This is a genomic window from Caulobacter segnis (genome assembly GCF_019931575.1).
In the GTDB taxonomy this organism is placed as follows: Bacteria; Pseudomonadota; Alphaproteobacteria; order Caulobacterales; family Caulobacteraceae; genus Caulobacter; species Caulobacter segnis_C.
On record NZ_CP082923.1, the window covers coordinates 3,784,332 to 3,809,680 of the forward strand.

Consider the following 25,349-nt stretch of genomic DNA (forward strand, 5'->3'; position numbering starts at 1 on the left):
CTACTCGCCTCCCCTGGGTTCGGGGCTGGACCAACCGGCGCGCCCCGTTTATTCACCACTTGTATAACGAAATCGACAATGCCTTCAGGGGAGCCGAATGTCAAAGCCGCCGATCGATGTTCAAGGAAGCCGGTTCGTCGACGCGCAAGGGCGTCACGCGATCCTGCGCGGGGTCAATCTGGGCGGCGATTGCAAGGTCCCCTGGCCCGACGGCGGCACCGACCGGCCCAGCAATTTCTCCGATCATCGGACCGTCAGTTTCGTGGGTCGCCCCTTCCCGCTGGAGGAGGCCGACGCGCACCTGGGCCGCATCGCCCACTGGGGGTTCAACACCCTGCGCCTGCTGACCACCTGGGAGGCCGTCGAGCATGCGGGGCCCGGCCAGTACGACGAGGAATACCTCGACTACTTCGCCGCCGTGGCCGAGCGCGCGGGCGCCCACGGGCTCTTCGTCTTCGTCGACTTCCACCAGGACGTCTGGAGCCGGATGAGCGGCGGCGACGGCGCGCCCGGCTGGGTGTTCGACGCGCTGGGCCTGGACTTCACCCGGTTCGACGCCGCTGACGCGGCCCACGTCATGCAGCACCGCTACGACTACGCCAGCGAGGAACGGCGCCAGGAGAACCGCTATCCGATGATGAGCTGGGCCAGCAACTACCGCCTGGCCGCCAATGGCATCGCCTGGAGCGCCTTCTTCGCCGGCGAGATCCTGACGCCCGACTGGACGGTCGAGGGCCGCAACGTCCAGCGCTTCCTGCAGGACGGCTATCTGGGGGCCATGGCCGCCGTGGCCCGCCGCGTGGCGCACCTCACCAACGTCATCGGCTTCGACACCTTCAACGAGCCGGGCCTGGGCTGGGTCGGCCTGCCGATGAGCCAGCCGCGCCTGCGCGCGACACCGGAGGATCCCCTGCCCGTCTGGCCCGGCCCGGCCTGGACGCCGCTGGACGGCCTGCGCGCCGCGCGCGGCCGCACGGTCGAGGTGGCGACCCTGGGCTGGGGCGACGAGCGCGGCGTGCTGCGCGTGCTGGGTCACGAGACCGCCAACGAAGCGGGCGTGTCGATCTGGCGGGACGACGGCCCCGACCCCTTCGAGCGCGCCGGCGCCTGGCGCTTCGATCAAGGTGGCGACTTCGTGCTGGACGAGGACTTCTTCCGCCTGAAGGACGGCCAGCCGATCGACCACGAGAACCAGTGCATGGCCCCGTTCTTCGCGCGGGTCGCCGAGACGGTCCGCGCGGTGCGGCCGGACTGGCTGCTGTTCGCCGAGCTGTGCCCTTACCTGATCGGCACCGGACGGATGTTCCCCGACGCCATGCCCGCGCGCAGCGTCAACGCCAGCCACTGGTACGACATCGACATCCTGCGCAAGAAGCGCTTCGACCCCGACCAGCATCTGGACCCGCTGCGGGCCAAGTACTTCAATCAGATGGCCTATATCGCCTGGCTGGGGACCAAGTTCGGCGACACGGGCGCGCCGACCCTGATCGGCGAGTTCGGCATCCCCTACGATCTCAACCACGGCGAGGCCTTCGAGGCCTGGGCGCGGGGCGAGCGCGGCGAGGACGTCTGGACCGCCCACGCCCAGTCCCTGGCGCTGATGTACGACGCCCTGGACGCCCTGAAGCTGTCCTCCACACAGTGGAACTACACCGCCACCAACCGCAACGACCTGCGGGTGGGCGACGGCTGGAACCAGGAGGACCTGTCGATCTTCTCGCCCGACCAGGTCGACGGGACCGGCGCGAACGGCCCCGACGCCGGGGCCCGCGCCCTGCTGGGCTTCTGCCGTCCCTACGCGCCGCTGGCCCAGGGCCTGATCGCCACGATGCGCTACGCCGACGGCCGCTTCGAGCTGGAACTGGAGGCCGATCCGGCCATCGCCGCGCCGACCGAGATCTATGTCCCCGAGGCGCGATTCCCGAACGGCCTGACGGTGCGCGTCTCACAGGTCTCTGCCCGCTGGCGCCATGATCGAGCCGCCCAGAAGGTGTTGGTCTGGGCCGACGAAGCCGGACCGCTGTCGATCGTCATCGCGCCGGCGTGAGCGAAAAAAGAGGCCGGAGAGCGATGCTCTCCGGCCTGGGGCAGCGGCGGGGTTCGGGACAAGATCACACCCGTCGCATCGCGAAGGCCCGGCGCGGGAGAGCCGGCGCCGGGCCTCGCAATCTGGTCAGTAGCGCAGGTTCAGGGTCACTCCGTAGCGTCGGAAGGCGTCGCCGGTCAGGACCTGGCTGTAGTCGCCCTTGCCGCCGAACGGCGTGCCGAACAGGGCGCTGGGGAAGCGCTTGTCGGTGAGGTTCTTGCCCCACACGGCCAGGCGCCAGCGGTCGTTCTCGGCCCCGATCCCGACCGTGCCGCCCAGGATGCCGTAGCTCTTGATCGCGGTGTTCGGGTCGCCCGTGGCCGAGGCGTTGTAGCCGTCGCGCCAGCCGTAGTCGGCCGAGGCGTTGACCTGCAGGCCGTGGCCGATCGAGCGTTCGTAGACCGCCGCCAGGCTGGTCTTCCACTTCGACACACCGCTCAGCGACTTGCCCGAGGCGTCGAAGCCGTAGAGGCCCGGCGCGATCAGCACGCAGCCCGAGGGCGTCGTCACCGGATCGCACGAGATCGGCGCGAAGTCTCCGTACTGGGCGTCGATATAGGCCGCCGAGGCGGTGACCAGCAGACCTGGCGCCAGCACGGCCGTCAGGTCGCCCTCGATCCCCTTGGTTTTCAGGTCACCCGCGTTGATGGTCCGGAAGGCCGGCGGGGTCAGGGTGAAGTCGACGGTCTGGGCCTGGTAGTCCTCGAACTTGGTCGAGAAGGCCGCGACGTTCAGCACGGCCAGGCCGCCCAGCAGGGTGGTCTTCACGCCCAGCTCGTAGCTGGTCGGGATCTCGGGACCGACCGCCTGGCTGGTCGTGGCGTTGGAGACGCCGGTCTGGTTGAAGCCCGGCCCCTTGTAGCCGCGCGACACCGTCGCATAGCCCATGGTCCGCTCGGCCAGCTGGTACTGGGCGCCCAGCTTCCACGAGACGTTGGTCTCCTTGGCGGTGTCGTCGAAGGTCACCGTCGGGTTGATCCCGAAGAAGCCCGGCCGGGTGAACTGGCGGAAGTCCAAGCTGACCTTGTCGCGGGTCAGGCGCGCGCCGCCCAGCAGGGCCAGCTTGTCGGTCAGCTGGTAGCTGGCCTGGCCGAAGACCGCGTAGCTTTCGGTGTCCACCAGGCTGTTGATCGTCGAGTTGATGATCGGCAGCGGCGAGACGCCGAAGGTGCCGGTCTGGTCGGTCACCTGGTTGGTCTTCTGGCGGTAGTAGTAGAGGCCCGCGACGTACTCCAGCTTGCCGCCCGTCGGCGAGGCCAGGCGCAGTTCCTGGCTGACCTGGCGCAGGTCCTGATTGGAGATGTTGTTGTTCAGGATGTTGACCGGCAGGCTGTCGGAGTCGCCGTTGCTGAAGTCGAAGTCGCGGCGGCCGGCGCTGATCGAGGTCAGGGTCAGGCCGCCCGGCAGGCTCCAGTCGACCTGGGCCGAGAAGCCGTAGTTCTCACGGTCCTTGTACTGCGGACCGTCGATGCAGAGGTCGGCGTTGTCTGGCGAGGCCTTCACCCCGCAGGCCGCCAGGGTCAGGCCCATGACGCCGGTCGGATTGAGCTTATACGGCGACCAGGTGATCGACTGGTCCTGCTTGGCGTAGTCGGCGGTGATCAGCACGTCGACGGTGTCGGAGGGCCGCCACAGCAGCTTGGCGCGGGCGCCCCACTCGTCATTGCCGTTGAAGCGGCGGCCGTCCTTCTTGTTGTTCAGGACGCCATCCAGCTTGTTGACGAAGCCGCCGAGGCGCAGGGCGGCCTTGTCGCCCAGCGGCAGGTTCACCGTGGCGTCGGACTTGTTGTAGCCATCCTGGCCGGCGTTGAGGTTGGCGATGGCCTCGACCCGGCCGATCTTCGGCGCGTTGGTGGTGATGCTGACCAGGCCGGCCGAGGCGTTCTTGCCGAACAGCATGCCCTGCGGACCACGCAGGATCTCGACGCGGGCGACGTCGTAGAAGCTGCCCAGCGCCATCTCGGGCCGGCCCAGCACCACGCCGTCTAGCACGGTCGACACCGTCGGCTCGATCGAGGTCGAGAAGGTCGAGGTGCCGACGCCGCGCACCGACACGCCGAACGAGGTGGCTTCGAAGCTGGGCACGACCAGTTTCAGCTGGTCGATATTGCCGATGTTGCGCCGCTGCAGGTCGGCCTCGCCGACCACGCTGACGGCGACCGGCACCTCCTGCAGCTTCTCCTCGCGCTTCTGGGCGGTGACGACCACCTCGGTGATCATCATCGTCTCGTCGGGCCTGGCCTCCTGCGCCAGAGCCTGGCCCGCCGACAGGGCCATCATCGAGGCCCCCAGCGTCAGCGCCGTCTTCAAGGTCTTCATGTCACGCCTCCCCTTATTGTCGTTGATGTCTCAGCGCGCCTGGGCGTCTCGAAGAGCTCCCAGGGCGCGGATGCGTTCGGGCGTCGCCGCCAGCGCCGCCCCGTCGTTGGTCACGGTCATCCGCTGGTCGCTCGCCGGGTCGTATCGGGCCCAGCCCGGATCGCCGGTCTTGGCGAAGGCCGCCCAGGCGTCGGCCCAGCGCTTGGCCGCGGCCTGGTCGGCGGCGGACGGCGCATCCTTCAGCTTGCCGAGGGTGTCGAAGACGAAGCCCAGGTCGCCGGAGTGCGGCGTCCCGCGCCAGTCCTTGCGCTTGGCCTCGACGACGTAGCCGAAGCTGTAGGTCCAGACCGGCTGGCCGCCCTTGGCCGCCAGCCCCGCCAGGGCGTGGGCCGGCTCGACGAAGGTGGCGTCGCTGGGCATGTCGGCGTTCAGCGCGCCCTTGCTCCCGTAGATCGCCAGCAGCTTGTCTTCCGGCAGGCCCAGCTGGGCCATGGTCTTGCCGGCGAACATCCCCTTCAGGAAACCGGGGATGATGCCCAGTTCGTCGCTGTTGGCTCCGATCAGCAGCGGGACCCTGGCCTGGCGACCGGCTGCGAAGCCCTCGACCGCCGAGCCCGTCACCAGGCGCCCGTCGACCACCGGGCCGGAGAAGGTCGCCTCCTCGCTGTTCAGCAGATCCAGCTTGCCCAGAAGCTTGGCCGCCGGCAGCGCCCGCAGGTCGGCGGCCGTGGCGTTCTTGAGCCCCGCCTTGTCGGCGAAGGCGACGCCGATAGCCTCGGCCGAGACCTTGCCCGGCCGGTCGGCGGCCAGCAGGGGCCAGACGTCGCGACCGCCGCCCGACTGGGCGATGGCCTGCTGGAAGAGACCGCGCGCCTGGGGGATCAGCATCAGCTGGCTGACCGAGCCGCCGCCGGCCGACTGGCCGAAGATCGTCACCCGTCCTGGGTCCCCGCCCAGCGCCGCGATATTGGCCTTCACCCAGGCCAGGGCGGCGATCTGGTCCATGTAGCCGTAGTTGGCCTTGGGCTCCTCGGGATGCTCGGCGTCGAGGACCGGATGGGCGAAGAAGCCGAAACGGCCTAGGCGATAGTTGAAGGTCACCACCACCACGCCGCGCCGGGCCAGAGCCGCGCCGTCGAACACCGGCTGACTGCCCGAACCCATCACGTAGCCGCCGCCATGGATCCAGACCATGACCGGAGCGCTCTTCGCATCCGCCGGCGTCCAGACGTTCAGGGTCAGGCAGTCCTCGCTGACCGGCAGCTTGGTCTGGGTGTCGTCCCAGCCGACGCGGTTCTGCATGCAGTCGGGCCCGAAGCCTTGCGCCTCGCGCACGCCCGTCCAGGCCTGAGCTGGTTGCGGCGGACGCCAGCGCAGGTCGCCGACCGGGGCCTGCGCATAGGGCACGCCCTTGAAGATTCGGACGCCGTCCTCGACGGAGCCGCGCAGCGCCCCGCCCGCGACGGTCGCCTCGACGGGCGTCGGGGGTATGACAGGTGCGGCCGTCTGGCCCTGCGCGCCACAAGCGGCCAGGCACAGGGTGAGCGCCAGGATCGGCGAAAAGCGTTTGGCGGCTTGGCTCACAGCGAGCATCGGCGTTCCCTTCGGGCTCTGTCGGCCCGTCCCATGGATTACGTTATGCAGTTGCATAATGAAATGTCGAGACTGATTCACCGATTGGTGAACCAATTTCCTTTCCGGCGCGACTGTTGCTAGTCTCGCGCCCCTTGGCTCCAGCCCACCCCGACGAGGATGCACCCTTGAATCTCCGCGCGCGTCAGAAGGCCGCCACCCAGGCCAGCATCCTCCAGGCGGCCCTGGAGATCTTTTCGGAACAGGGCTTCGAGGGGGCCTCGACGCGGGAGATCGCCGCCAAGGCCGGCGTCCACCACGCGCTGATCAAGTATCACTTCGACAACAAGGACGCCCTTTGGCGGTCGGCCGTGACCTTCCTGTTTCAGCGCCAGGCCGACGAGTTGAAGCTGCCGGCCCCGGACGACCCGGCCTATCGCTCGTACCGCGACTTCGCCAAGGCGGTGATCCGTTCGGTGGTGATGTACTCGGCCCGTCATCCCGAGCACGCGCGCCTGATGGTCCAGGAGAGCGTGCGCGACAGCGAGCGATTCCGCTGGGCCGCCGACGAGTTCATCGTCGAGACCCGCAAGGCCGCCGAGAGCTTCATCCTGCTGTGTCAGAGAGAGGGCATCCTGCCCAAGGTGTCGGTGGCGGCCAGCGTCTACATCTTCGTCGGCGCGGCCCAGCTGTTCTACACCCTGGCCCCCGAGGTGCGGCAGGTCTGGGGCATCGATCCGTCCGATCCGGAGGTGATCGAGCAACACGCCGAGGCCCTTTCGGCGATCCTGGTTCGCTGACCCTCTCGACTTTCGTTATGCATTTGCATAACGTGATCAACGATAACCCGCGCGGCCAAGACGGGCGAACGCGGCGGGAACGGGAAGAGTGACGATGAAGCGTATGATGACGCGCGTGTCGACCGGACTGGTCGCGGCGACCCTTTGCCTGGCCCCCCTGGGCCTGGCGCAGGCCCGGCAGACGGCGCCCGCCCAGCCCTACTACACGCTGGACACCAAGATCGCCGACATCTTCGCCGATCCCAACGCCCGCACCGTCTTTGGCGAGTTCTTCCGCAAACGCGGCGAAGCGGCCGGCCAGCCCGAGGCCTCGCCCGAGGAGCAGGCCAACGTCGCCCAGGTGATCAAGAACTTCACCCCGCGCCAGCTGGCGACCTTCCCGCAGGCCAATCTGGACGAGGAAGGGCTGAAGACCCTGGCCGAGGCCCTGGCCAAGGTCCCCGCGCCGACCGCCACGCCGCCCGCCGCCGCGACCGCCGCGAACTGATCCGCCGATGACCGGTCCCACGCGGCGCGACGCCCTTTCGGGGGCGGCGGCCCTGGCGGCCTGCCTGACGGCCGGCTCCGGTCGCGCCGCGGCGGCCGTCCCCGCGCCTGGTGCCCTGACCAGCGAGCACGCCGGCGGGCCGATCGGCCTGGAGACGCCCAGCCCTCGCCTGGCCTGGCGACCGCCCGTGGCGCGCCAGAGCGCCTGGCGCGCGCAGGTCGCCGCCTCGGAGGCCGACCTGCTGGCCGGACGCCTGACCTGGGACAGCGGCAAGGTCGCCGACGCCGCTGCGGTAGAAGCCGTCTACGGCGGTCCTCCCCTGCCCTCTCGGGCTCGGCGCGTCTGGCGCGTGCGGCTGTGGGACGGCGACGGCCGCCCCGGCGCCTGGAGCGCGCCGGCCAGTTTCGAGATGAGCCTGCTGGCGCCCAAGGACTGGGGCGACGCCGCCTGGATCGGCCGCCGCCTCGCGCCGCCGCGCGGCTGGGCCGACCTGACGCTGACGATCGACTTCACGCTGAAGGGCCGGTTCTTCGACGTCCTGTTCCGGGCCCGCCCCGAGGGCAAGACCTATGGCGAGGCCTACGCCCTGCGGGTCGGCGAGGTCGATGGCGCGCCGTCCCTGATGCTGCAGGTTAGGCAGTACCCGGGCGGCGCCAGCCCGCAGGTCAAGCTGAGGCGCCTGCAGGTCTGGCCGCTGCCGCCCGCCCTCGCGGCCCTGAAGGGCCAGCGCCGCCGCCTGACCGTCGAGGCGCATGGAACGGCCCTGCGCTTCAGCCTGGACGGCGTCCTGGTCGGCGCGCTGGACGATGCGACCCAGGCCGAAGGAACCTTCGGCTTTCTGGCCCCGGAGGCCGAGGCCGCCGTCCTCCACGCCGTGACCTTGCAGGCGCCCGACCGACCCGGCTTCGCGAGCCGGTTCGAGGACGGCGACAATCCGCTGACCGGTGGCGACGTCGGCGAGGATGGCCTGATCCTGGCCTCGGGCGTGCCTGGCAAGGACCTCGTCATCCCGCTGGCCCATCCCGCGCCGCTGCTGCGCCGGGCTTTCGCCGTGAAGGGCGACATCGTCCGCGCCCGCCTCTACGTCGCCGCCGGCGGCTTCGCGGCGGTCAGCCTGAACGGCGCGGCCGTCGGCGAGAGCGCCATCGCCACCGGCTGGACGGCCTATGACAAGCGCGTGCTCTACCAGGCCCACGACGTCACCGCCCTGCTGAAGGCCGGCGACAACGTCCTGGCCGCCGAGCTGGCGCGCGGCTGGTACGGGATCGCCGAGCCCAACGAGTGGTACTTCCACAAGGCGCCCTGGACCGCCGAGCCGGTGCTGAAGGCGCGGCTGGAGATCGTCCTGACCGACGGTTCGACGCAGGTGCTGACCACGAACGAGACCTGGCGGGCCGCCGACGGCCCGTGCTTGTGGGATTCGATCTACGCGGGCGAGCGCCGCGACGCCCGGCGCGAGCCGTCGGGCTGGCGCGAGAGCGGCTTCGACGACCGCGCCTGGGACAAGGCCCTGATCGCCAAGGGACCGGCGGGCCGCCTGGTCGCCGCCACGCACGAGCCCATCGCCCCGGTCGCCCGCCACGCGGCGGTGTCGGTCAAGGAAGTGAAGCCCGGCGTCTGGCTGTTCGACTTCGGCCGCATCCGCACCGGCGTTCCCGAACTGGCCGTCACCGGCCCCGCCGGCCGCACCGTCTCGATGGCGCTGGCCGAGAAGCTGCGCAAGGACGGCGCGATCCAGGTCGCCAGCGGCCTGATCGACGCCCAGCTGATGACCTGGCGCTACACCCTGGCCGGCAAGGGGCGCGAGACCTGGCGGCCGGCCTTCGGCTATGGCGGCTTCCGCTATGTCCAGGTCTGGGGCCTGGACGGGACGCCGGCGCCCGACACGGTCGCGGCGATCGAGATCCATTCGGCCGTCGCCTCGATCGGCCGGTTCGAATGCGCCGATCCCCTGGTCAACCAGATCCACGACGCCGCGCGCCAGGGCCTGCTGAACAACATGCACGCGGCGCAGACCGACACGCCCAGCCTCGAAAAGAACGGCTGGACCGGCGACGCCCAGGCCTCGTCGGCCGCCGCCACCGTCAACTTCGACGTGGTCCGCACCTGGGAGAAGTGGCTAGGCGACTTCGTCGACGCCCAGGCGGCCAGCGGCGAGCTGCCCGAGATCGTGCCCTCCACGCCCTATTACGGCTTCGAGGACACGCCGGGCTGGAACTATGTCTGGGGGCCGACCCCGGCCTGGGACGTAGCGGCCTTCGTCCTACCGGAGGAGCTGGAACTGCGGTTCGGAACACGCGCCGCCGAGCCCGTCCGCGCCCTGCAGAAGCGCCTGGCCACCTACACCGCGCGGTTCCTGAAGGCGCCTGACTACCGCTACGACCACGGCCTGGGCGAGTACGCCGCCGCCGGCCCGACCGGACCGGTCGACGCGACCTCGACGGCCTATGTCTTCCACATGTTGAAGGCCACGGGCCAGGCCGAGTTGGCCGCCAAGATCCGCGCCGCCTACAACGCCCGCTACTGGGACGCGGCCAGGCGGCGCTACGTCGCCCCGCCGGAGGGCGGCAAGCCCGCGCCGTACTGCCAGACCATGAACGTGCTGCCCGTGGCCCTGGGCCTCGTCCCGGACGGCCAGGCCAAGGCGGTGATCGCTGGCCTGGCCGCCGACATCGCCGACAAGGGCCACCGCCTCGACGTCGGGGTCTACGCCCTGCGCTACCTGCCGCTGCTGCTCAGCGACCACGGCCACGGCCACGTCGTGTGGAAGGTCGTCACCCGCACCGACGAGCCCGGCTGGGGCTTCTGGCTGAAGAACGACATCCGCAGCATGCCCGAGGGCTGGGGCCTGGGATCGCGGTCGTGGAACCACCACTACTTCGCCTCGATCAGCAGCTGGTTCTACGAAGGGCTGGCGGGCCTTCGGCCGGCCGCGCCGGGCTATGCGCGCCTTCGGGTGCGGCCGGTCATGCCGGCGGGGCTCGCCAGCGCCGCCGCGACCCAGATGACGCCGCGCGGCGAAGCCAGTTCGCGCTGGACGCGCGGGGCCGATGGCGGAGTCACCCTTACGGTCGGCGTCCCGGGCGCCTGCGAGGCGGACATCTGGCTGCCGAACGGCGGGCGTCGCCTGACCCGTCCGCCGCCGGGCGCCCTCTGGCGCGGCCCGCGCGACGCCCACGCCGTCTATCGCGTCGGACCGGGATCCTGGACCTTCGAGATCGTCGGGGCTCAGGCGTCAGCCTTGTGATCAGGCCTGAAAACCCTTACGCCACGGGACATGGGGACGTGGCGGAATCGGTAGACGCGCCGGACTTAAAATCCGTTGGAGCAATCCGTGTGGGTTCGAGTCCCACCGTCCCTACCATCGGGCTCCACCTTTGGCGTTAGACGTCGCCCGACTTCCCGTCATTCGGGAATAAACATTCCGTGGAGGAATAAACGTTTCTCGGGGCGTCGACTCCCCCCAGGATCACGGCCGCGTCTCGCAGGGCGAACACCGTTCTCGCGCGGCGGCTCGATGAGCTACCTCCCCACCCGTTGCGTTCGAGTATCTGACCATGGCCGAAGACAAGACCCCTGATCCCGTCGACATTCACGTGGGTCGCCGCCTGCGTATGCGCCGCAAGGATCTGGGCTATTCCCAGCAAGCCCTGGCGGACGCCCTGGGCCTGACGTTCCAGCAGGTCCAGAAGTACGAGGGCGGCAGCAACCGCATCAGCGCCAGCAAGCTGCACGCCACGGCCATGTTCCTGAAGACGCCGATCGGCTTCTTCTTCGAGGGCCTGGACGATCCGGAAGGGCTGGACACCACCGCCGCCGACCTGGCCAACGAGATGGCCGACTTCTGGTCGCTGCCCGGCGCCCCCGACCTGGCCCGCGCCTTCACGACCATCCAGTCGGCCGGCATGCGCAAGCATCTGGTCGACCTGGCGCGCGCGGTGGCCGGCGAGGAGTAGCGCCCGCTTTCCGGGGTCAGGCCGGATCGGCCAGCAGCTCGATATTGGCGGCCCCGGCTTCGGCCAGGGCCGAGATCAGCTCGCCGACGGCCGCGTCCAGCTCCGCGGCGTCGCGACCGCGCAGCACCAGGTTGGCGCCGTAGACATCCGGAGGGCTGAAGAACGGATAGCTGCCCAGCGACATGTCCGGATGGGCCTTGGCCACCGCCTCCAGCGGCGCGGCGATCGTGCCCTCGCCCGTACCCGTGACGCGGACGGTCTTGCTCAGCACCACCGCGCCCGTGCGCAGGCGAGGACCCACGTCCTCCAGCATGCCGCGCATGATCGCCGGCACGCCCGCCAGGACGAAGACGTTGTCCTTCTGAAAGCCGGGAGGGCCCTGCACCGGGTTCTTCACCAGGCTGCCGCCTTCCGGCACGTGGGCCATGCGGCGGCGGGCGGCGTTCGGCTCGCCCCAGCGCTCGCGCAGCATGGCCATGATCTCGGGGTGCTCGGGCGCCGTGACCCCGAAGGCCTTGGCGATCGAGTCGGCGGTGATGTCGTCGTGGGTCGGGCCGATGCCGCCGGTGGTGATGACGTAGTCGTAGCGGGTCCGCAGGGCGTTGACCGCGTCGATGATCTCCTGCTCGACGTCGGGCACCACCCGCGCCTCGCACAGGTCAACGCCGTAGGTCGCCAGGTACCTGGCGATGGCCGCCAGGTTCACGTCCTGGGTGCGACCCGACAGGATCTCGTCGCCGATGATCATCACGGCGGCTGTCACGCGCTCGCTGGTGGTCATCCGTTCAATCCCTTACATCGCCAGTGTTCCCGCCCTCCGACTTAGGCCCCGCATGCTGCTCCCGCAACCGCTGATCCACGGCCGGCTGGTCAGTCGCTACAAGCGCTTCTTCGCCGACCTCATGCTGGACGACGGACGCGCGATCACCGCCCATTGCCCCAATCCCGGCGCCATGCTGGGCGTCAGGGATCCGGGCCAGGGCGCCTGGGTGTCATGGTCGGACGATCCCAAGCGCAAGCTGGCCTACACCCTGCAATACGTGGAGCAGGGCAACGCCCTGGTCGGCATCAACACCCTGCTGCCCAATCGGCTGGTCGCCGAGGCCCTGGCGGCCGACGCCCTTCCCGAGCTCTCCGGCTACGCGACGATCTGCCCGGAGGTGAAGTACGCGCAGGCCAGCCGGGTCGACTTCCTGCTGACCCATCCCGACCGGCCGCCCTGCTGGCTGGAGGTCAAGAACTGCCACTTCTCGCGCACGCCGGGCCTGGCCGAGTTCCCCGACTGCAAGGCCGAGCGCTCGACCCGGCACCTCTCCGATCTGGCCGCCCAAGTCGCCGAGGGCCACCGCGCCGTGGTGCTGTTCGTCGTCCAGCGCGAGGACTGCGAGACCTTCAGCGCCTGCGCCGACCTGGACCCGAAGTTCGCGGCCGGCCTGGACGCGGCGGCCCAGGCCGGGGTGGAGGTGCTGGTCTATGCGTGCGCGACGAGCACGGAGACGGTGCGCATCGATCGCCGCATCCTGTGGACCAACGCTCACCTAACAGCGATTTAAGCTGCAATCGGCGCGCCTTCGGTTACCTCTTCGCACGCTCGAAAAAGGCTGGCGCACCGAGGGGGATCGCATGAAGAGGACCGTCCTGGCGCTGACCGCTCTGGCGCTGGTCTTGTCGGGCTGTGGACGGAGCGATCCGACCAAGCCGGAGAGCGGCTTCATGACCGGCCTGCGGGCCGTGTTCGCGTTCAAGGCCTGCACCGGCGAACTCGAGGAACGCTTCGACCTCAAGCATGTCGGCAGCATCAATTCCGACGACATGGACCCGATACCGGTTGGCCGGCCGGGCGAGTGGGACGTGAAGTTCACCGCCGACATCACCGAGAAACCCACCGGCCGGGTCACCCGCTACAAGGGCGTCTGCCACGTGCGGCGCGACAAGCCGACCTCGCTGGACGCGACCTTCATCAAGGAAATCCGCCCCGCCGACGGCGTCGTGCGACGCATCACCCCATAGCAAAAGGCGTCGAAGGGAGGTCAGGGGTTGAAATCCGTGCTAGGATCAGCAGATACGCCCCGACCCTATCGCCGCCTCGCGGCGGCGCCGCCGAGTAGAGCATGACCTTGGACAACACCCTCGAGATCGAAGCCGAGACCCGCACGGGCCAGATCAAGATCCACAAGGCCGAGGACTTCGAGGGCATGCGCAAGGCCGGCAAGCTGGCCGCCGAGTGCCTGGACATCCTGGTCCCGCACGTCCAGCCGGGCGTCTCGTCCGACGAGCTGGACCGCCTGGCCCGCGAGTTCATCCTGGACCACGGCGCCCTGCCCGCCTGCCTCTATTATCGCGGCTATCCCAAGACGGTCTGCATCTCGCGCAACCACGTGGTCTGCCACGGCATCCCGGGCGACTGGAACGTGCGCGAGGGCGACATCGTCAATATCGACGTCACCGTCATCGTCGACGGCTGGCATGGCGACACCTCGCGGATGTACGGCGTCGGCGAGGTGGGCCCGCGCGCCCGCCGCCTGGTCGAGATCACCTATGAGGGTATGAAGCGCGGCCTGGACGCGGTGAAGCCGGGCGCGACCCTGGGCGATATCGGCCACGCCATCCAGAGCTACGTCGAGGCCCAGCGCTGCTCGGTGGTCCGCGACTTCTGCGGCCACGGCCTGGGCAAGGTGTTCCACGACGCCCCGAACATCCTGCACTTCGGCCGCCCCGGCCAGGGCGCAGTGCTGAAGCCTGGCATGTTCTTCACCGTCGAGCCGATGGTGAACCTGGGCAAGCCGGCGGTGAAGGTGCTGAACGACGGCTGGACCGCCGTGACCCGCGACAAGTCGCTGTCGGCCCAGTGCGAGCACTCGATCGGCGTGACGGAAGACGGCTACGAGGTCTTCACGGCCTCGCCGGCCGGCCTGTTCCAGCCGGCGATCCTGGGCGGCTAGCCCACGCGTCCCACGCCCGCCACCCCATCAGGACGACGAACACCGCCCCATAGATCAGCGGCGGCCGGTGGTCGGCCTTGACCAGCAGGTAATAGTGGACGACCCCCAGCGGGACGATCACGTAGATCAGCCGGTGCAGCCGGCTCCATGCCGCGCGGCCCAGGCGGATGACCCAGCCATTGGTCGAGGTCACGGCCAGCGGGATCAGCAACAGAAAGCCCGCCATCCCCAGGGTGATGAAGGGCCGCTTCAGGATGTCCTTCCACAGCTGCCTGAAGTCGAAGAACAGGTCGACGCCCACATAGCTGACGAGATGCAGCACGATGTAGCTGAAGGCGAACAGGCCGATGGTCCGTCGGAAGCGGACCAGCCTGGGCGCCTTCAGGATCCGCGCGGCCGGGGTGATGGCCAGGCCGACCAGCAGCAGGCGCAGGCCCCAGACGCCCAGCTGGCGGATCAGCTTCTCGATCGGATTGGCGCCCAGCTCGCCCGCGTAGCCCTTCCAGGCCAGCCAGACGATCGGCGCGAAACAGGCCAGCCAGACCAGGGCGTAGACGAGGCTGTCCCGGAGCTTGGAGGGGCGCTTGCTCTTCCCCTTCTGGGCGGAAGCCATCAATAGAACTTCTTCAGGTCCATGCCGCGATAGAGGTCGGCGACCCACTCGCCATAGCCGTTAAACGGCAGGGTGTCGCGGCGGCGGAACTCGCCGATGCGGCGCTCGGTGGCCTGGGACCAGCGGGGATGGTCCACGGCCGGATTGACGTTGGAATAGAAGCCATACTCGCGCGGCGCCAGCTTGTTCCAGGCGGTGACCGGCTGGCTCTCGACCAGGCTGATCCGCACGATCGACTTGATGCCCTTGAAGCCGTACTTCCAAGGCACGACGAGGCGCAGCGGCGCGCCGTTCTGGTTGGGCAGGACGTCGCCGTACAGGCCGACCGCCATCAGGGTCAGCGGGTGCATGGCCTCGTCGATGCGCAGGCCCTCGCGATAGGGCCAGTCCAGGGTGTTCCAGCCCTGGCCGGGCATTTCCGACGGCCGCATCACCGTCTCGAAGGCCACGAACTTGGCCTTCGAGGTCGGCTTGACCGAGGCCAGCAAGTCCTTCAGCGGGAAGCCGACCCACGGAATGACCATCGACCAGCCCTCGACGCAGCGCATGCGGTAGATGCGCTCCTCGAGCCTGTTCCCCTTGATCAGGTCCTCGATGCCGACCGTGCGCGGAGCCTCGCAGGCGCCGTCGATGCGGACGGTCCAGGGACGCGGCTTGAAGCGGCCCGAGTTCTCGGCCGGATCGCCCTTGTCGACGCCGAATTCGTAGAAGTTGTTGTAGCTGGTGATGTCGTCCTTCGGGGTCGCCTTCTCGGTGGTCGAGAAGCCCTTGGTGAAGGACAGCTCTGCCCGCGCCTGGCCCGCCGCCGCCCCGGCCAGGCCCACGCCCGCCAGGCCCGTCATCAGCGTCCGGCGCTTCAGATAGAGCCCCTGGTCGGTGACGTCGTTGTCGGTCAGGTCGGGGGCGTGGCGGATCAGCATGGGGCGGCTCTCCGAGGGCGGCGTTCAATACGGATACGAACCGCGCCGCCCCTTGGTTACGTCGGGCGCGAAATTCAGTTCGGCCCCTTCATTGGCCGCGGCGTCGGAGCGTAGACGCGTGACAGGCCGTCGGCCAGTTGCGCGCGTTCCTGCGGGGACAGCGTGGCGGTGAACGCCGCCAGCGCCGCCTCGACATTGCCCCGCGCCTGCAGCTCCAGGCTCCGGGCCGACGCCAGCCGCCGGGACACCTCGCCCGCGTCGTAGCCAGGAGAGACCAGGGCGTCCAGGGCCGCCTGCCGATCGGCGCGGGCCTGCTGGGTCAGGGGCCTGTTGCGCTTGTTGGCCTCGTTCAGCGCCTTGCGGAACGCCTGCCGCCGATCGGGCGACAGCGCGTCGGCCGCCGAGATCAGGGCCGGCCGTGGCGGCGCGGGCTGCGGAGCGGCCTCGGCGGGCGGGGCGGCCACAGGCGTCGGCGGACGCGCGATGACCGGCGCCGATGGCGCGTGGACGGCGGGACGGCGTGTCGACCTCGGCGGCGCTTCGGACGGGGCGACCGGCGCCGGGGGCGCGGCGACCAGCGGCGGCGCGGCGACCACGATCGGACGCGGCGGCGCCGGCGCGGGCGGCGGCGGAGTCGTCAGCCGCATATAGGCCATGCCCGCCACCCCGCCGATCAGGAAGACGTTGACCGCCGCCGAGACAGCCAGGGCGATCGCCCACGGGCGCGAGGTCGTCATAGCTCGGAAGGCTCCGCGATGGCGTCCTGCAGCGCCGCCGAGGTGTCGACGGCCGTGACGACGGACTCGGACCCGACCGGCGCGGCGACCTCGGCCGGCCGGCCGATCGCCACGCCCACGGCCACGCCAGCCAGGGCGGCGGCCGACAGGCCCAGGGCCGCGCCGACCCCGGCGATCCAGCGCCGCGCCTGGCCGGTCGGTCGGGGCGCGGCGGCGATCAGCCGACCCAGCAGGGCCGCGTCCGGCGCGGGGGCTGGCGCCAGGTCCAGCAGGCGGTCCAGCTGAGCGGCGGCGGCCAGCACCGGCGACAGGCGCTCGGCATGGGCGGCCAAGAGGGCGCGCGCGGCCTCGCGCTCGCCTTCGGGCCAGCGGGCGATTTCGCCGCCATAGCTCTCGGCCAGGGCCTCGAACCGCCCAATGGACATTTCTGGCGTCATCATGCCCACGCCTCCTTCAAGACCGTTCCCATCAGCCCCCTCCCCCTCGCAGATCCGCCAGCGACGCCTTCAGGGCGCGACGCCCCCGCGACAGCAGGCTCTCCAGCGCCTCGACGCTGATCTCCATCAGGGCGGCGGCCTCGATATTGCCCAAGCCCTGGTGATGGCAAAGCACGATCGCCTCGCGCTGGCGCGGCGGCAAAGCCGCCAGAGCCGCCTCGACGCGCTTCGAAAGTTCGGTCCCGATCAGGCCAGCGTCCGGCGCGGGCCCCGGATCGACCTGCTCGGGCGGCGCGTCCGTCACCACCTCGCGCCGTCGGCGCAGCCGGTCGTAGCAGAGGTTCAAGGCCACGCGGTGCAGCCAGGTGTCGAACCTGGCCTGCCCCGGCGTCCAGGCCCGGGCCTGCCGCCAGGCGCGCAGGAAGGTCTCCTGGGCCACGTCCTCTGCGTCGCCGGCATCGTTCAGCATGCGCCGGGCCAGGGCCAGGATACGCGGCAGCCGTCGATCCAGCAGTTGGCGAACGGCGGTCGGGTCGCCCCGGCCCACCCCCGCCAGCAAGGTTTCGTCGGGATCGTTCCCGTCGGACGCCAAGCCTCAACCCGCCGCGCACGTCGTCATCAGACCCCGACCTTGGCCTTGCCGGACTTGGCCTGCAACTCCTCCAGCGACAGGATCCCGTCGGCGTTGGCGTCCATGCGCTTGAAGCGCCAGGCCAGCAGGGCGTCGGCCTCGGTCCGCGACAGGGATCCGTCCTTGTCCTTGTCGAAGCGGGAGAACAGCTTTTGGCCCCGCTTGCCGGCCTTGGTCGCCTTGGCGTCGGCCTCGGCGTTCTCCTTGCGGAAGGCGGTGAACTCGGCGGGCGAGATCTTGCCGTCCTTGTTGGTGTCCAGGCGCGTGAACAGCTTGTCGCCGTTCTTGGCCTGGAACTGCTGCAGGGTCATGCCCGCGGGCGCGGCGGGCGCCGTCGTCTGGGCCAGGACAGGACCGGCCAGGCCGGCCATCAGGCCGGCGGCGATCAGGGTGCGTCGTGTCATCGGTCGAAGGTCTCCAGACTCGGATGGTCCGTCCCATGAAGACTTGAACGCCCGAGCGGCGAAATTCCGTCGTCGCGATGGCGAAGATCTTTCGCCTACATCAACCCCAGCGCCTTGAAGCTGGCCACGCCGTCGCGGGCGACCACCAGGTGGTCGTGGACGGCGATCTTCAGCGCCTTGCCGGCCTCGACGATCTGCCGGGTCATGTCGATGTCCGGCCGCGACGGGGTCGGGTCGCCGGACGGATGGTTGTGCAGGATGATGATGTTGCTGGACGACAGCTCCAGCGCCCGGCGCATCACCTCGCGCGGATAGACGGGAGCATGGTCGACGGTGCCGCGGTTCATCACCTCGTCGGCGATCAGCTGGTTCTTCTTGTCCAGGAACAGCACCCGGAACTGCTCGCGCGACTCGTTGGCCAGGGCGACGCGGACATAGCCCAGCAGCGCGCTCCATGAGGCGATCACCGGCCGCTTGGCGATCTTGTCGCGTCCGGCCCGCAGCGTGGCCTCGTGCAGCAGCTTCAGGTCCATGGCCGCCGCCTCGCCGACGCCGGGCACGGTGGCCAGTTCCTCGGGCGTGGCGCCCAGCACTGCGCCCAGCGAGCCGAACCGGGCCAGGAGCGCCTTGGCCAGCGGCTTGACGTCGCCGCGCGGGAAGGTGCGGAAGAGATAGAGCTCCAGCAGCTCGTAGTCGGGCAAGGCGACGAAGCCGCCGGTCTTGGCCCGCTGGCGCAGGCGTTCGCGGTGACCGGCGTGATGGGCATGGACCGCCTTGCGGGACGCCCCGGCGGGCGGGCGCTCGACCGCCCCCGAGCCGCCCTCCCCGCCGATCTCAAGGGGCAGCTCGTCCGATACGCCCAGGGATTTGACGCTGACCATGCCGCCCTCGACTCCAGGCGAGCAGTAGGCTCGATCGCGCCAGGGTTGTCCAGATGGAATTCTCCCCCGACGAGGGGAGCCCCCGCGTCCTACTTGGCCACGCTCTTGGCGTAGGCCTGGGCCCCGGCGACCAGGCGCAGGACGTTGCCGCTCCAGATGTCCTGGATGTCGGCGTCGCTATAGCCCTCGGCCTTCAGGCGGGCGGTGATCTTGGGCAAGTCGGCGACATCTTCCAGCCCCTCGACGCCGCCGCCGCCGTCCCAGTCGGCCCCGACGCAGACGCCCTTGGGCCCGGCGATCTTCAAGGTGTACAGCATGCTGGCCATGAAGGTGTCGAAGTTGGCGCGCGGGAACGGATACTTGGCGTTGACCTCCATCAGCTTCTTGACCCAGGCCTTCACCTCGGCCTCGCTGCCGCTCTCGGGCTGCGGGCCCAGGGCGTCGAGAGCGGCCTTGCGCTCGGCGCTCGGCGGTGTCGGGGCCTTCAGATAGACCGAGTTGATGCAGATCGCCCCGCCGCTGGCGGCGATCTTCTTGATCCGCCCGTCGTCCAGGTTGCGCGGGTGGTCGAAGATGGCCTTGGCCCCCGAATGCGAGGCGATGATCGGCGCCTTGGACAGGGCCACTGACTGGTCGACGACGTCGTCGCTGGCGTGGCTGACGTCGATCAGGATCCCCAGGCGATTGGCCTCGGCCAGCCAGCGCAGGCCCAGCGGCGAATAGCCGTTCCAGATCTTGCCCTTGGGGTCCGTCGAGCTGTCGGCGAACTGGTTGTTGCGGAAGTGAACGGGCCCCGCCATGCGCACGCCGGTGTCGTAGAAGGTGCGCAGCAGGGTCAGGTCCTCGCCGATCGGCCAGGAGTTCTCGATGCTCTGGTAGACGAAGCTCTTGCCGGCCTTGTTGATCCGGGCGGCGTCCTCGGCGGTGTAGGCCAGCTCGAACTGATCGGAATGGGCCGCGACCATCTCGCGGATCTCCGTCGCCCGCTCCAGGGCGAAGTCGCGGGCGAAGCGGTAGCCCTCGGCGGTCAGCTCGCCCTGGCCAGTGTAGATCACGTAGAACCCGCCATCCAGGCCGCCGGCCTTCATGCGCGGCAGGTCCACCTGGGTCAGGTCGTCCAGATAGGCGTGGCGGTCCAGCATCGACCAGCCCTTGCGCGCGAAGTGCTCGGGGGTGTCGAGGTGGGTGTCCAGGGTCAGGAAGCCGTCGTGCAGCGTCTTGATGGCCTTGGGGACCTCCCCCTCGACGGGCTTCTTGTCGGCGGCGTGAGCGCCCCCGCCCAGCAGGGCGGCCGAGCCGAGGAGGACGGTGAGCAGGCGACGCATGGGACGCTCCGAAACAACGGGAGCGGCCAAGCTCGGGGCGTTGCGCGGGGCCGTCAAGGGCCAGCGTCGGAATCCCGCGCTTGGCGCGCCAAAGCCATTCACATGAACGTTCCGCCTGCTACTTATCGCGCCTCCAGTTGCATTCGGTCGGGGGCGCATGCGGTTTCGAAATTCGGCGGTCGTGGACAGGCTTACGCGACCGACGGTGCTGGCGGCTCTGGCGGGCGTCCTGTTGTTCGGCTGGACCCTGGGCTTCGACGCGCTGCTCGCGTCGGGCCGGGCCTGGGTCACGCCGCGCTTTGACATGGCCGCCATGATGACCGGCTATTACGGCTTCCTGAACGCGCCCTGGTCGCTTCGGCCGACCGTCGTCGAGGGCCTGGGCGCCCATCCGCTGTCGATCGTCTTCACCGACAGCGTCCCGTGGGTGTCGCTGGCCCTGAAGGCCCTTCACCTGGGGCGGGTGCTCAACCCGCTCGGGGTGATCCTGTTCGCTTCCTACGTCCTGCAACCGGTGGGCGCGATCAGCCTGGCGCGCGCCTTAGGGATCAAGGATCGCCTGCCGCTGCTGGTGATGGGCCTGCTGGCCCTGGCCGTTCCGACCTGGATCGCGCGGCAGTTCGGGCATCCGGCGCTGTGTGCGCACTGGCTGCTGCTGTTCGGAGCCGCGGCCTCGGTCGACGCCGCCGTCCAGGGGCTGCGCGGCCGTCACGTCGCCGCCTTCTGCCTGCTGTTCGGCCTGGCGGTGGGTATTCACGCCTACCACCTGGTCCCGCTGAGTCTGCTGTTCGCCGCCGCGCTGGTCGCCGAACTCGTGCGCGGCCGAGGGCGTTCCGTGGGGCGGGTGTTCGCGGGCGGCATCCTCGTGACGCTGGTCGTCGCCGCCTCGGCGGCCTTCCTGGGTTACGACGTCGGGGACGGCGTGGCCGACAGCGGCAGCAAGCCGGGGTTCTATTCCATGAACCTGGACGCCCCCTGGCGCCCGGCAGGCTCTGGCCTGCTGCGCCAGGCCTGGCACGGCGGCGGCTTCGCGGGGACGTCCGACGCCACCGGCGGACAGTCCATCGAGGGCTACCAGTATATGGGCGCCGGCGCGCTGGGGCTGATCCTTGTCGCCCTGGCGCTGGCCTGCGTGAACGCCGACGTCCGGCGACGGATCCGGGCGCGGGCGTCGGCCCTGTGGCCCCTGGCCGTCGCCATGCTGATCCTGACGCTCTGGGCCATCGGGCCGCGCGCCTATCTGGGCCACCGGCTCGTCCTCGACCTGCCCCTGCCCGAGGCGATGGCCAAGGCGCTGGGCGTCTTCCGCGCCCACGGCCGCTTCTTCTGGGCGCCGGCCTATCTGCTGCTGGCCGCCGCCGTCGTCATCATCTGGCGCGCCCTGCCCCGCAAGGCCGCGTCCGTGGTCCTGGTCGCCGCCCTGGCGCTGCAGGTCGTCGACTCGGCCACCGTGCGAGCGACGATCCGAGGCTTCTTCAACATCCCGTTCGCGCCGATCGTTCACGTGGACGACCAGGGCGCCCGCGCGCTGGCTGCTCGCCCCTGGGTCTTCGCGCCCGACTACTTCTGCCTGGTGAACCCCGAGGAGATCACCGCCTTCACCCACACCGCCCACCTGGCGGCGCGCCTGGGCGGCAGGGTCAGCAGCATCCCGACCGCCCACAACGCCTACAAGGGCTGCGCGCTGCCGACCGGCGCGATGCTCCAGACCGCCCCGCCCGGCGATCGCACGGTGACCGTCATCTTCAACGACGGGGAAAGCCGAGGCGGACGCCTCGGCGTGTTCGCGGCGCGCACCGACTGCTACCGGATGGAACGCGGTGTCATCTGCGGACGCGACCTGGCTCCGCTGGGGCTGCCCCCGATGCGGCGGGGCGACTTCCTGTCCGGCGACGGCGGCCTGGAAGGCTGGATCCCGACCGAGGCGGCCGGCGTGAAGCCCGCCGCCCTGGTCGAGGGCTGGGCCACGCCCGAGGGCGCCGGGGTCTGGACTGTCAGCAAGCACGTCGTCCTGCGTCTGCCGGCCGCGCCGGGCCGGCCGACCCAGGTGACGCTGCAGGCGCTGGCCTATTCGGAGCAGCCGCCGCGTCCCCAGATCGTCACCATCCGGTTCGACGGTCGCGCCGTGACCAAGCTGGCGGTGGCCGCCGGCGGCTACCAGCCCTACACGTTCGTTGTCCCGCCGCGCTCCAACGGGCGAGCCGGTCCGCTCGACATCGTCCTGGAGATTCCCGGGGCCCGGACGCCGCCCACCGACTACCGGGCGCTCGGGATCGGCGTGCGGGAGATCCGCTATCGCGCCCTGCCCGCCGACGCCGGCAGGCCCTAGCCCGGCGCCCGCACGATCGTCTCATAGGCGGCGCGGGCCTCGGCCTTGGCCTTGGCCAGCTTCGGCTTCAGCGACTTGAACTGGCTCACGCGCCCGGCCTTGGCCATCAGGGCCTTGAAGGCCTTGGGCTCGGCCTCGACGTCGAGGCCGTCCTCCAGCGCGACCTTGATCAGCTGCGAGAGATCCTGCTCCAGCCGCCAGGCGGCCTCCAGCCTGGCCAGCGCCCCGTCGTCGGCCAGGCCCGCCGCGCGCAGAGCCGCCAGGGCCTCGCCGGTATTCTGGCGCAAAGGACCGCCGCCCGCCGCGTGGGCCAACTGCAGGAACTGGGCGGCGAACTCGATGTCGACCAGGCCGCCGGGGTCGAGCTTGAGGTCCCAGTCGCCCTTGCCAGGCCGCTCGCGCTCCATCAGCTCGCGCATCTCGATGACGTCGGCGGCGGTCTTCTTCCATTCGCGCGACCGGCGCAGGGCCGCCTCGATCGCCCCCTCGGCGCGAGCCTTGAAGTCGGACGAGCTGGCCCAGACCACCCGGGCGCGGGTCAGGGCCAGCAGCTCCCAGGTCTCGGCCTCACGTTCATAATAATCCTCGAAGGCCGCGAAGCTGACCGCCACCGGACCCTTGGTCCCGGAGGGACGCAGCTTCAGGTCGACCTCGTACAGCGTCCCCTCGCCCGTCGGCGCCGACAGGGCCGAGGTCATCCGCTGGGTGAAGCGGGCGTAGAAGACGTCGGCGCTCCACTCCTTGGTGGCGGAATGGGCCGCTGGCCCATCGGCCGCGTAGAGGGTCATCAGGTCCAGGTCCGACTTGGCGGTCATCTCGCGCGAGCCGGCCTTGCCCAGGGCCACCACGGCCACCTGGCCGGGGAAGGCCCCGCCCAGGCGCTCGGTCTCGGCCAGGGCGGCGGGAGCCAGGCCGCCGATGATCAGGTCGGCCAGCTCGGCGAAGGCCCGGCCGATGTCGCGGGCGTCGGCGCTGCCGCTCATCACCCGCACCCCGATCCGGAAACTCTGGTCGCGGAACAGGCGGCGGGCCGCGTCCATCGCCCCCTCGAAGTCGGCCGGGTCCCAGGGCGCGACGGCGGGGGTCTCGATCGGGCCGAAGAAGCTGGGGTCCAAGAGGGCGTCCAGGGCCGTCGGCCGCTTGGCCATGGTCGTGGCCAGGCGCGGGGCGAAGGCCATGACCTCGACGATCAGCTCGAACAGCCGCGGCTGTGCCAGGAACAGCGACTGGATCTGCACGCCCGAGCTCAGGGACGCGAAGAAATCGGCGAAGCGGTTGAAGGCCTGGTCCGGCGCGCCGGTGGCGTTGGCCGCGTCCAGCAGGCGCGGGGCCAGGCGCGTGAAGAGCTCTCGGCCCCGCTCGGTGCGGGTGGCGGCGATGTGGCCGTGGTGCCAGCCCCGGATGGTGGCGGCCACCCGTTCGGGGCTGGAAAAGCCCATGCGCTTGAGGGTGGCCAGGGTCTCGGGATCGTCGTCGACGCCGGTGAAGACCAGGCTGCCGAACCGCGACGACAGCTCCTCCTCGCCGGCGAACAGGCGGCCATAGCGCTGGTTGACGCCCTTGAGGATCCGGCCGACGGCGGCGTCGAAGCCGCGCAGATTGTCCTGGCCCCACAGGGCCGCGACCTTCTTCCGCTCGGCGTCCGATTCCGGAAGCTTGTGGGTCTGGTCGTCGGCGATCATCTGGGCGCGGTGCTCCAGCGCCCGCAGGTCCTGATAGGCCTTGGCCAGCCAGCCGGCGTCCTCCAGCGTCACGTGGCCGGCCGTGGCCAGGGCCAGCAGGGCGTCCAGGGTGCGCGGGCCGCGCAGGTCGGGCTGGCGGCCGCCCAGGATCAGCTGCTGGGTCTGGACGAAGAACTCGATCTCGCGGATGCCGCCCCGCCCCAGCTTGAGGTCCGCGCCCTTGGCGGTCAGGCGGTCGTCGACCTTGTAGGTATGGATCTGGCGCTTGATCGAGTGGATGTCGGCGATGGCCGCGAAGTCCAGGTTGCGCCGCCAGATGAAGGGCTGCAGCGCTTCGAGGAAGGCCGCGCCCTCGGCGAGGTCGCCGGCGGCGATGCGGGCCTTGATGTGCGCCGCACGCTCCCAGTTCTGGCCGACGCTCTCGTAGTAGTCCATGGCCGCGTCGACCGGCATGGCGGGCGGGGTCGAGGACGGATCGGGACGCAGGCGCAGGTCGATGCGGAAGACGTAGCCGTCGGCCGTGCGCTCCTGCAGCACCCGGCCCAGGTGGTTGGCGATCCGCACCGCCACGGCCTGGGGCTCGTGCCCGTCGGCGACTGGCAGCTTCTCGGGCGCGTAGAAGATCGAGAAGTCGATGTCGCTGGAATAGTTCAGCTCGAACGCGCCATGCTTGCCCATGGCCACGCAGAAGAGACCGGGGGCGGGGCCGCCCTCGCCGTCGCCGATGTGGGTCAGGGCGCCGCGATCGACCTCCTGACGCACGGCCTGGGCAAGGCCGGCCCGCAGCACCGCGTCGGCGAAGCGGGTCAGGGCGCCGGTCACCTGATCCAGGTCCCAGACCCCGCCCAGGTCGCACAGGGCCGTCAGCAGGTGCAGGTCGGCCTTCAGCTCGCGCAGGGCCTTGCGGGCGGTCTCGAAGTCCGGCTCGCCTGCGACGGCCAGGGCGTCCTTCAGGATCGCGGCCAGGGTCTGGTCGGGCTCGCCCTCCAGCAGCCGGGGCAGGCGCTGGCCGTCGCGGCGCGCCAGGCTGGCCAGATAGGGCGAGGCGGCGAAGATGGGGGCCAGGGCGCTCCAGGCCGCGTCGACCCCCGCCATCGCCTCGCCGACCCGCTTGGCGATGGCCTCGTGGGCCCGTTCGGCGGCCTTGGCGTCGAGGACGGGGCCGCAGGGGACGAGGTGATCGGCGAGACGAGTCATGGCGGGCAACGTGACCCGCCCTCGCCCCAGG

At 70.3% G+C, this 25,349-nt stretch carries 21 protein-coding genes and 1 tRNA gene; 10 read left to right on the plus strand and 12 right to left on the minus strand.

Annotation, left to right across the window (positions count from 1 at the left end; translation table 11 throughout):
* Positions 1–97 precede the first annotated feature (97 nt).
* Positions 98–2,047, plus strand: coding sequence for a cellulase family glycosylhydrolase (locus K8940_RS17385; RefSeq protein ID WP_223391328.1), 1,950 nt, complete (start codon positions 98–100; stop codon positions 2,045–2,047).
* Between the two features lie 126 nt (positions 2,048–2,173).
* Here the strand turns inward: K8940_RS17385 and K8940_RS17390 are convergent, their stop codons facing one another.
* Both K8940_RS17390 and K8940_RS17395 read right to left on the minus strand, forming a co-directional pair.
* Positions 2,174–4,405 carry a TonB-dependent receptor gene (locus tag K8940_RS17390; RefSeq protein WP_223391329.1) on the minus strand — a complete coding sequence of 744 codons (2,232 nt, stop codon included), beginning with the start codon at positions 4,403–4,405 and terminating at the stop codon, positions 2,174–2,176.
* Between the two features lie 30 nt (positions 4,406–4,435).
* Positions 4,436–5,998, minus strand: coding sequence for a carboxylesterase/lipase family protein (locus K8940_RS17395; RefSeq protein WP_223391330.1), 1,563 nt, complete (start codon positions 5,996–5,998; stop codon positions 4,436–4,438).
* Between the two features lie 167 nt (positions 5,999–6,165).
* Here K8940_RS17395 and K8940_RS17400 point away from each other — a divergent pair, with 167 nt between their 5' ends.
* The 5 genes from K8940_RS17400 to K8940_RS17420 all read left to right on the plus strand — a co-directional run bounded on the left by K8940_RS17400 (position 6,166) and on the right by K8940_RS17420 (position 11,220).
* Positions 6,166–6,777 carry a TetR/AcrR family transcriptional regulator gene (locus K8940_RS17400; RefSeq protein ID WP_223391331.1) on the plus strand — a complete coding sequence of 204 codons (612 nt, stop codon included), beginning with the start codon at positions 6,166–6,168 and terminating at the stop codon, positions 6,775–6,777.
* Between the two features lie 94 nt (positions 6,778–6,871).
* Complete coding sequence (locus tag K8940_RS17405) at positions 6,872–7,264, plus strand: hypothetical protein (protein ID WP_223391332.1); 393 nt, start codon at positions 6,872–6,874, stop codon at positions 7,262–7,264.
* 7 nt (positions 7,265–7,271) lie between these two features.
* Complete coding sequence (locus tag K8940_RS17410; protein ID WP_223391333.1) at positions 7,272–10,511, plus strand: alpha-L-rhamnosidase; 3,240 nt, start codon at positions 7,272–7,274, stop codon at positions 10,509–10,511.
* 32 nt (positions 10,512–10,543) lie between these two features.
* A tRNA-Leu gene (locus tag K8940_RS17415) sits at positions 10,544–10,628 on the plus strand.
* Between the two features lie 193 nt (positions 10,629–10,821).
* Positions 10,822–11,220 carry a helix-turn-helix domain-containing protein gene (locus K8940_RS17420; RefSeq protein WP_223391334.1) on the plus strand — a complete coding sequence of 133 codons (399 nt, stop codon included), beginning with the start codon at positions 10,822–10,824 and terminating at the stop codon, positions 11,218–11,220.
* 16 nt (positions 11,221–11,236) lie between these two features.
* Here the strand turns inward: K8940_RS17420 and K8940_RS17425 are convergent, their stop codons facing one another.
* Positions 11,237–12,001, minus strand: a complete 765-nt coding sequence (locus K8940_RS17425; protein ID WP_223391335.1) for a competence/damage-inducible protein A — start codon at positions 11,999–12,001, stop codon at positions 11,237–11,239.
* Positions 12,002–12,053: 52 nt separating this feature from the next.
* On the opposite strand from K8940_RS17425, the gene sfsA reads away from it, so the two are divergent.
* The 3 genes from sfsA to map all read left to right on the plus strand — a co-directional run bounded on the left by sfsA (position 12,054) and on the right by map (position 14,162).
* On the plus strand, positions 12,054–12,773 hold the full coding sequence (gene sfsA / locus K8940_RS17430) for a DNA/RNA nuclease SfsA (RefSeq protein WP_223391336.1): 720 nt from the start codon (positions 12,054–12,056) through the stop codon (positions 12,771–12,773).
* 70 nt (positions 12,774–12,843) lie between these two features.
* A complete protein-coding gene (locus K8940_RS17435; protein WP_223391337.1) occupies positions 12,844–13,230 on the plus strand; it encodes a hypothetical protein in 387 nt (128 codons plus the stop codon).
* 101 nt (positions 13,231–13,331) lie between these two features.
* A complete protein-coding gene (map, locus tag K8940_RS17440; RefSeq protein ID WP_223391338.1) occupies positions 13,332–14,162 on the plus strand; it encodes a type I methionyl aminopeptidase in 831 nt (276 codons plus the stop codon).
* Here the strand turns inward: map and msrQ are convergent.
* From msrQ to K8940_RS17480, 8 genes are all read right to left on the minus strand, one after another.
* Positions 14,113–14,775, minus strand: coding sequence for a protein-methionine-sulfoxide reductase heme-binding subunit MsrQ (gene msrQ / locus K8940_RS17445; RefSeq protein ID WP_223391339.1), 663 nt, complete (start codon positions 14,773–14,775; stop codon positions 14,113–14,115). The genes map and msrQ overlap by 50 nt on opposite strands.
* Complete coding sequence (gene msrP / locus K8940_RS17450; protein ID WP_223391340.1) at positions 14,775–15,695, minus strand: protein-methionine-sulfoxide reductase catalytic subunit MsrP; 921 nt, start codon at positions 15,693–15,695, stop codon at positions 14,775–14,777. Before msrP ends, msrQ begins: the two co-directional genes overlap by 1 nt.
* Positions 15,696–15,769: 74 nt before the next feature.
* Positions 15,770–16,432, minus strand: coding sequence for a periplasmic heavy metal sensor (locus tag K8940_RS17455; protein WP_223391341.1), 663 nt, complete (start codon positions 16,430–16,432; stop codon positions 15,770–15,772).
* Entirely contained in the window at positions 16,429–16,872 is a 444-nt protein-coding gene (locus K8940_RS17460) for a hypothetical protein (protein WP_223391342.1), read from the minus strand. The genes K8940_RS17455 and K8940_RS17460 overlap by 4 nt, the downstream gene beginning before the upstream one ends.
* 28 nt (positions 16,873–16,900) lie before the next feature.
* The gene (locus K8940_RS17465) at positions 16,901–17,461 is read right to left on the minus strand and encodes an RNA polymerase sigma factor (protein WP_223391343.1); all 561 of its coding nucleotides are present in this window, start codon (positions 17,459–17,461) and stop codon (positions 16,901–16,903) included.
* A gap of 26 nt (positions 17,462–17,487) precedes the next feature.
* Entirely contained in the window at positions 17,488–17,904 is a 417-nt protein-coding gene (locus K8940_RS17470) for an EF-hand domain-containing protein (RefSeq protein ID WP_223391344.1), read from the minus strand.
* A gap of 95 nt (positions 17,905–17,999) precedes the next feature.
* Complete coding sequence (gene radC, locus K8940_RS17475) at positions 18,000–18,785, minus strand: RadC family protein (RefSeq protein WP_223391345.1); 786 nt, start codon at positions 18,783–18,785, stop codon at positions 18,000–18,002.
* 89 nt (positions 18,786–18,874) lie between these two features.
* Entirely contained in the window at positions 18,875–20,110 is a 1,236-nt protein-coding gene (locus K8940_RS17480) for a dipeptidase (RefSeq protein ID WP_223391346.1), read from the minus strand.
* Between the two features lie 181 nt (positions 20,111–20,291).
* On the opposite strand from K8940_RS17480, the gene K8940_RS17485 reads away from it, so the two are divergent.
* A complete protein-coding gene (locus tag K8940_RS17485; RefSeq protein WP_223391347.1) occupies positions 20,292–22,439 on the plus strand; it encodes a hypothetical protein in 2,148 nt (715 codons plus the stop codon).
* On the opposite strand, the gene K8940_RS17490 is transcribed toward K8940_RS17485, so the two are convergent.
* Entirely contained in the window at positions 22,436–25,318 is a 2,883-nt protein-coding gene (locus K8940_RS17490) for a bifunctional [glutamine synthetase] adenylyltransferase/[glutamine synthetase]-adenylyl-L-tyrosine phosphorylase (RefSeq protein WP_223391348.1), read from the minus strand. The two genes, K8940_RS17485 and K8940_RS17490, sit on opposite strands and share 4 nt — an antisense overlap.
* Positions 25,319–25,349 lie beyond the last annotated feature (31 nt).

Excerpts from the sequence above, each read along its gene's own strand:
- K8940_RS17385 (WP_223391328.1), top strand. The coding sequence starts at position 98 with ATGTCAAAGCCGCCGATCGATGTTCAAGGAAGCCGGTTCGTCGACGCG.
- K8940_RS17390 (WP_223391329.1), bottom strand. The coding sequence starts at position 4,405 with ATGAAGACCTTGAAGACGGCGCTGACGCTGGGGGCCTCGATGATGGCC.
- K8940_RS17395 (WP_223391330.1), bottom strand. The coding sequence starts at position 5,998 with ATGCTCGCTGTGAGCCAAGCCGCCAAACGCTTTTCGCCGATCCTGGCG.
- K8940_RS17405 (WP_223391332.1), top strand. The coding sequence starts at position 6,872 with ATGAAGCGTATGATGACGCGCGTGTCGACCGGACTGGTCGCGGCGACC.
- K8940_RS17410 (WP_223391333.1), top strand. The coding sequence starts at position 7,272 with ATGACCGGTCCCACGCGGCGCGACGCCCTTTCGGGGGCGGCGGCCCTG.
- K8940_RS17420 (WP_223391334.1), top strand. The coding sequence starts at position 10,822 with ATGGCCGAAGACAAGACCCCTGATCCCGTCGACATTCACGTGGGTCGC.
- K8940_RS17425 (WP_223391335.1), bottom strand. The coding sequence starts at position 12,001 with ATGACCACCAGCGAGCGCGTGACAGCCGCCGTGATGATCATCGGCGAC.
- sfsA (WP_223391336.1), top strand. The coding sequence starts at position 12,054 with ATGCTGCTCCCGCAACCGCTGATCCACGGCCGGCTGGTCAGTCGCTAC.
- K8940_RS17435 (WP_223391337.1), top strand. The coding sequence starts at position 12,844 with ATGAAGAGGACCGTCCTGGCGCTGACCGCTCTGGCGCTGGTCTTGTCG.
- map (WP_223391338.1), top strand. The coding sequence starts at position 13,332 with ATGACCTTGGACAACACCCTCGAGATCGAAGCCGAGACCCGCACGGGC.
- msrQ (WP_223391339.1), bottom strand. The coding sequence starts at position 14,775 with ATGGCTTCCGCCCAGAAGGGGAAGAGCAAGCGCCCCTCCAAGCTCCGG.
- msrP (WP_223391340.1), bottom strand. The coding sequence starts at position 15,695 with ATGCTGATCCGCCACGCCCCCGACCTGACCGACAACGACGTCACCGAC.
- K8940_RS17455 (WP_223391341.1), bottom strand. The coding sequence starts at position 16,432 with ATGACGACCTCGCGCCCGTGGGCGATCGCCCTGGCTGTCTCGGCGGCG.
- K8940_RS17460 (WP_223391342.1), bottom strand. The coding sequence starts at position 16,872 with ATGATGACGCCAGAAATGTCCATTGGGCGGTTCGAGGCCCTGGCCGAG.
- K8940_RS17470 (WP_223391344.1), bottom strand. The coding sequence starts at position 17,904 with ATGACACGACGCACCCTGATCGCCGCCGGCCTGATGGCCGGCCTGGCC.
- radC (WP_223391345.1), bottom strand. The coding sequence starts at position 18,785 with ATGGTCAGCGTCAAATCCCTGGGCGTATCGGACGAGCTGCCCCTTGAG.
- K8940_RS17480 (WP_223391346.1), bottom strand. The coding sequence starts at position 20,110 with ATGCGTCGCCTGCTCACCGTCCTCCTCGGCTCGGCCGCCCTGCTGGGC.
- K8940_RS17490 (WP_223391348.1), bottom strand. The coding sequence starts at position 25,318 with ATGACTCGTCTCGCCGATCACCTCGTCCCCTGCGGCCCCGTCCTCGAC.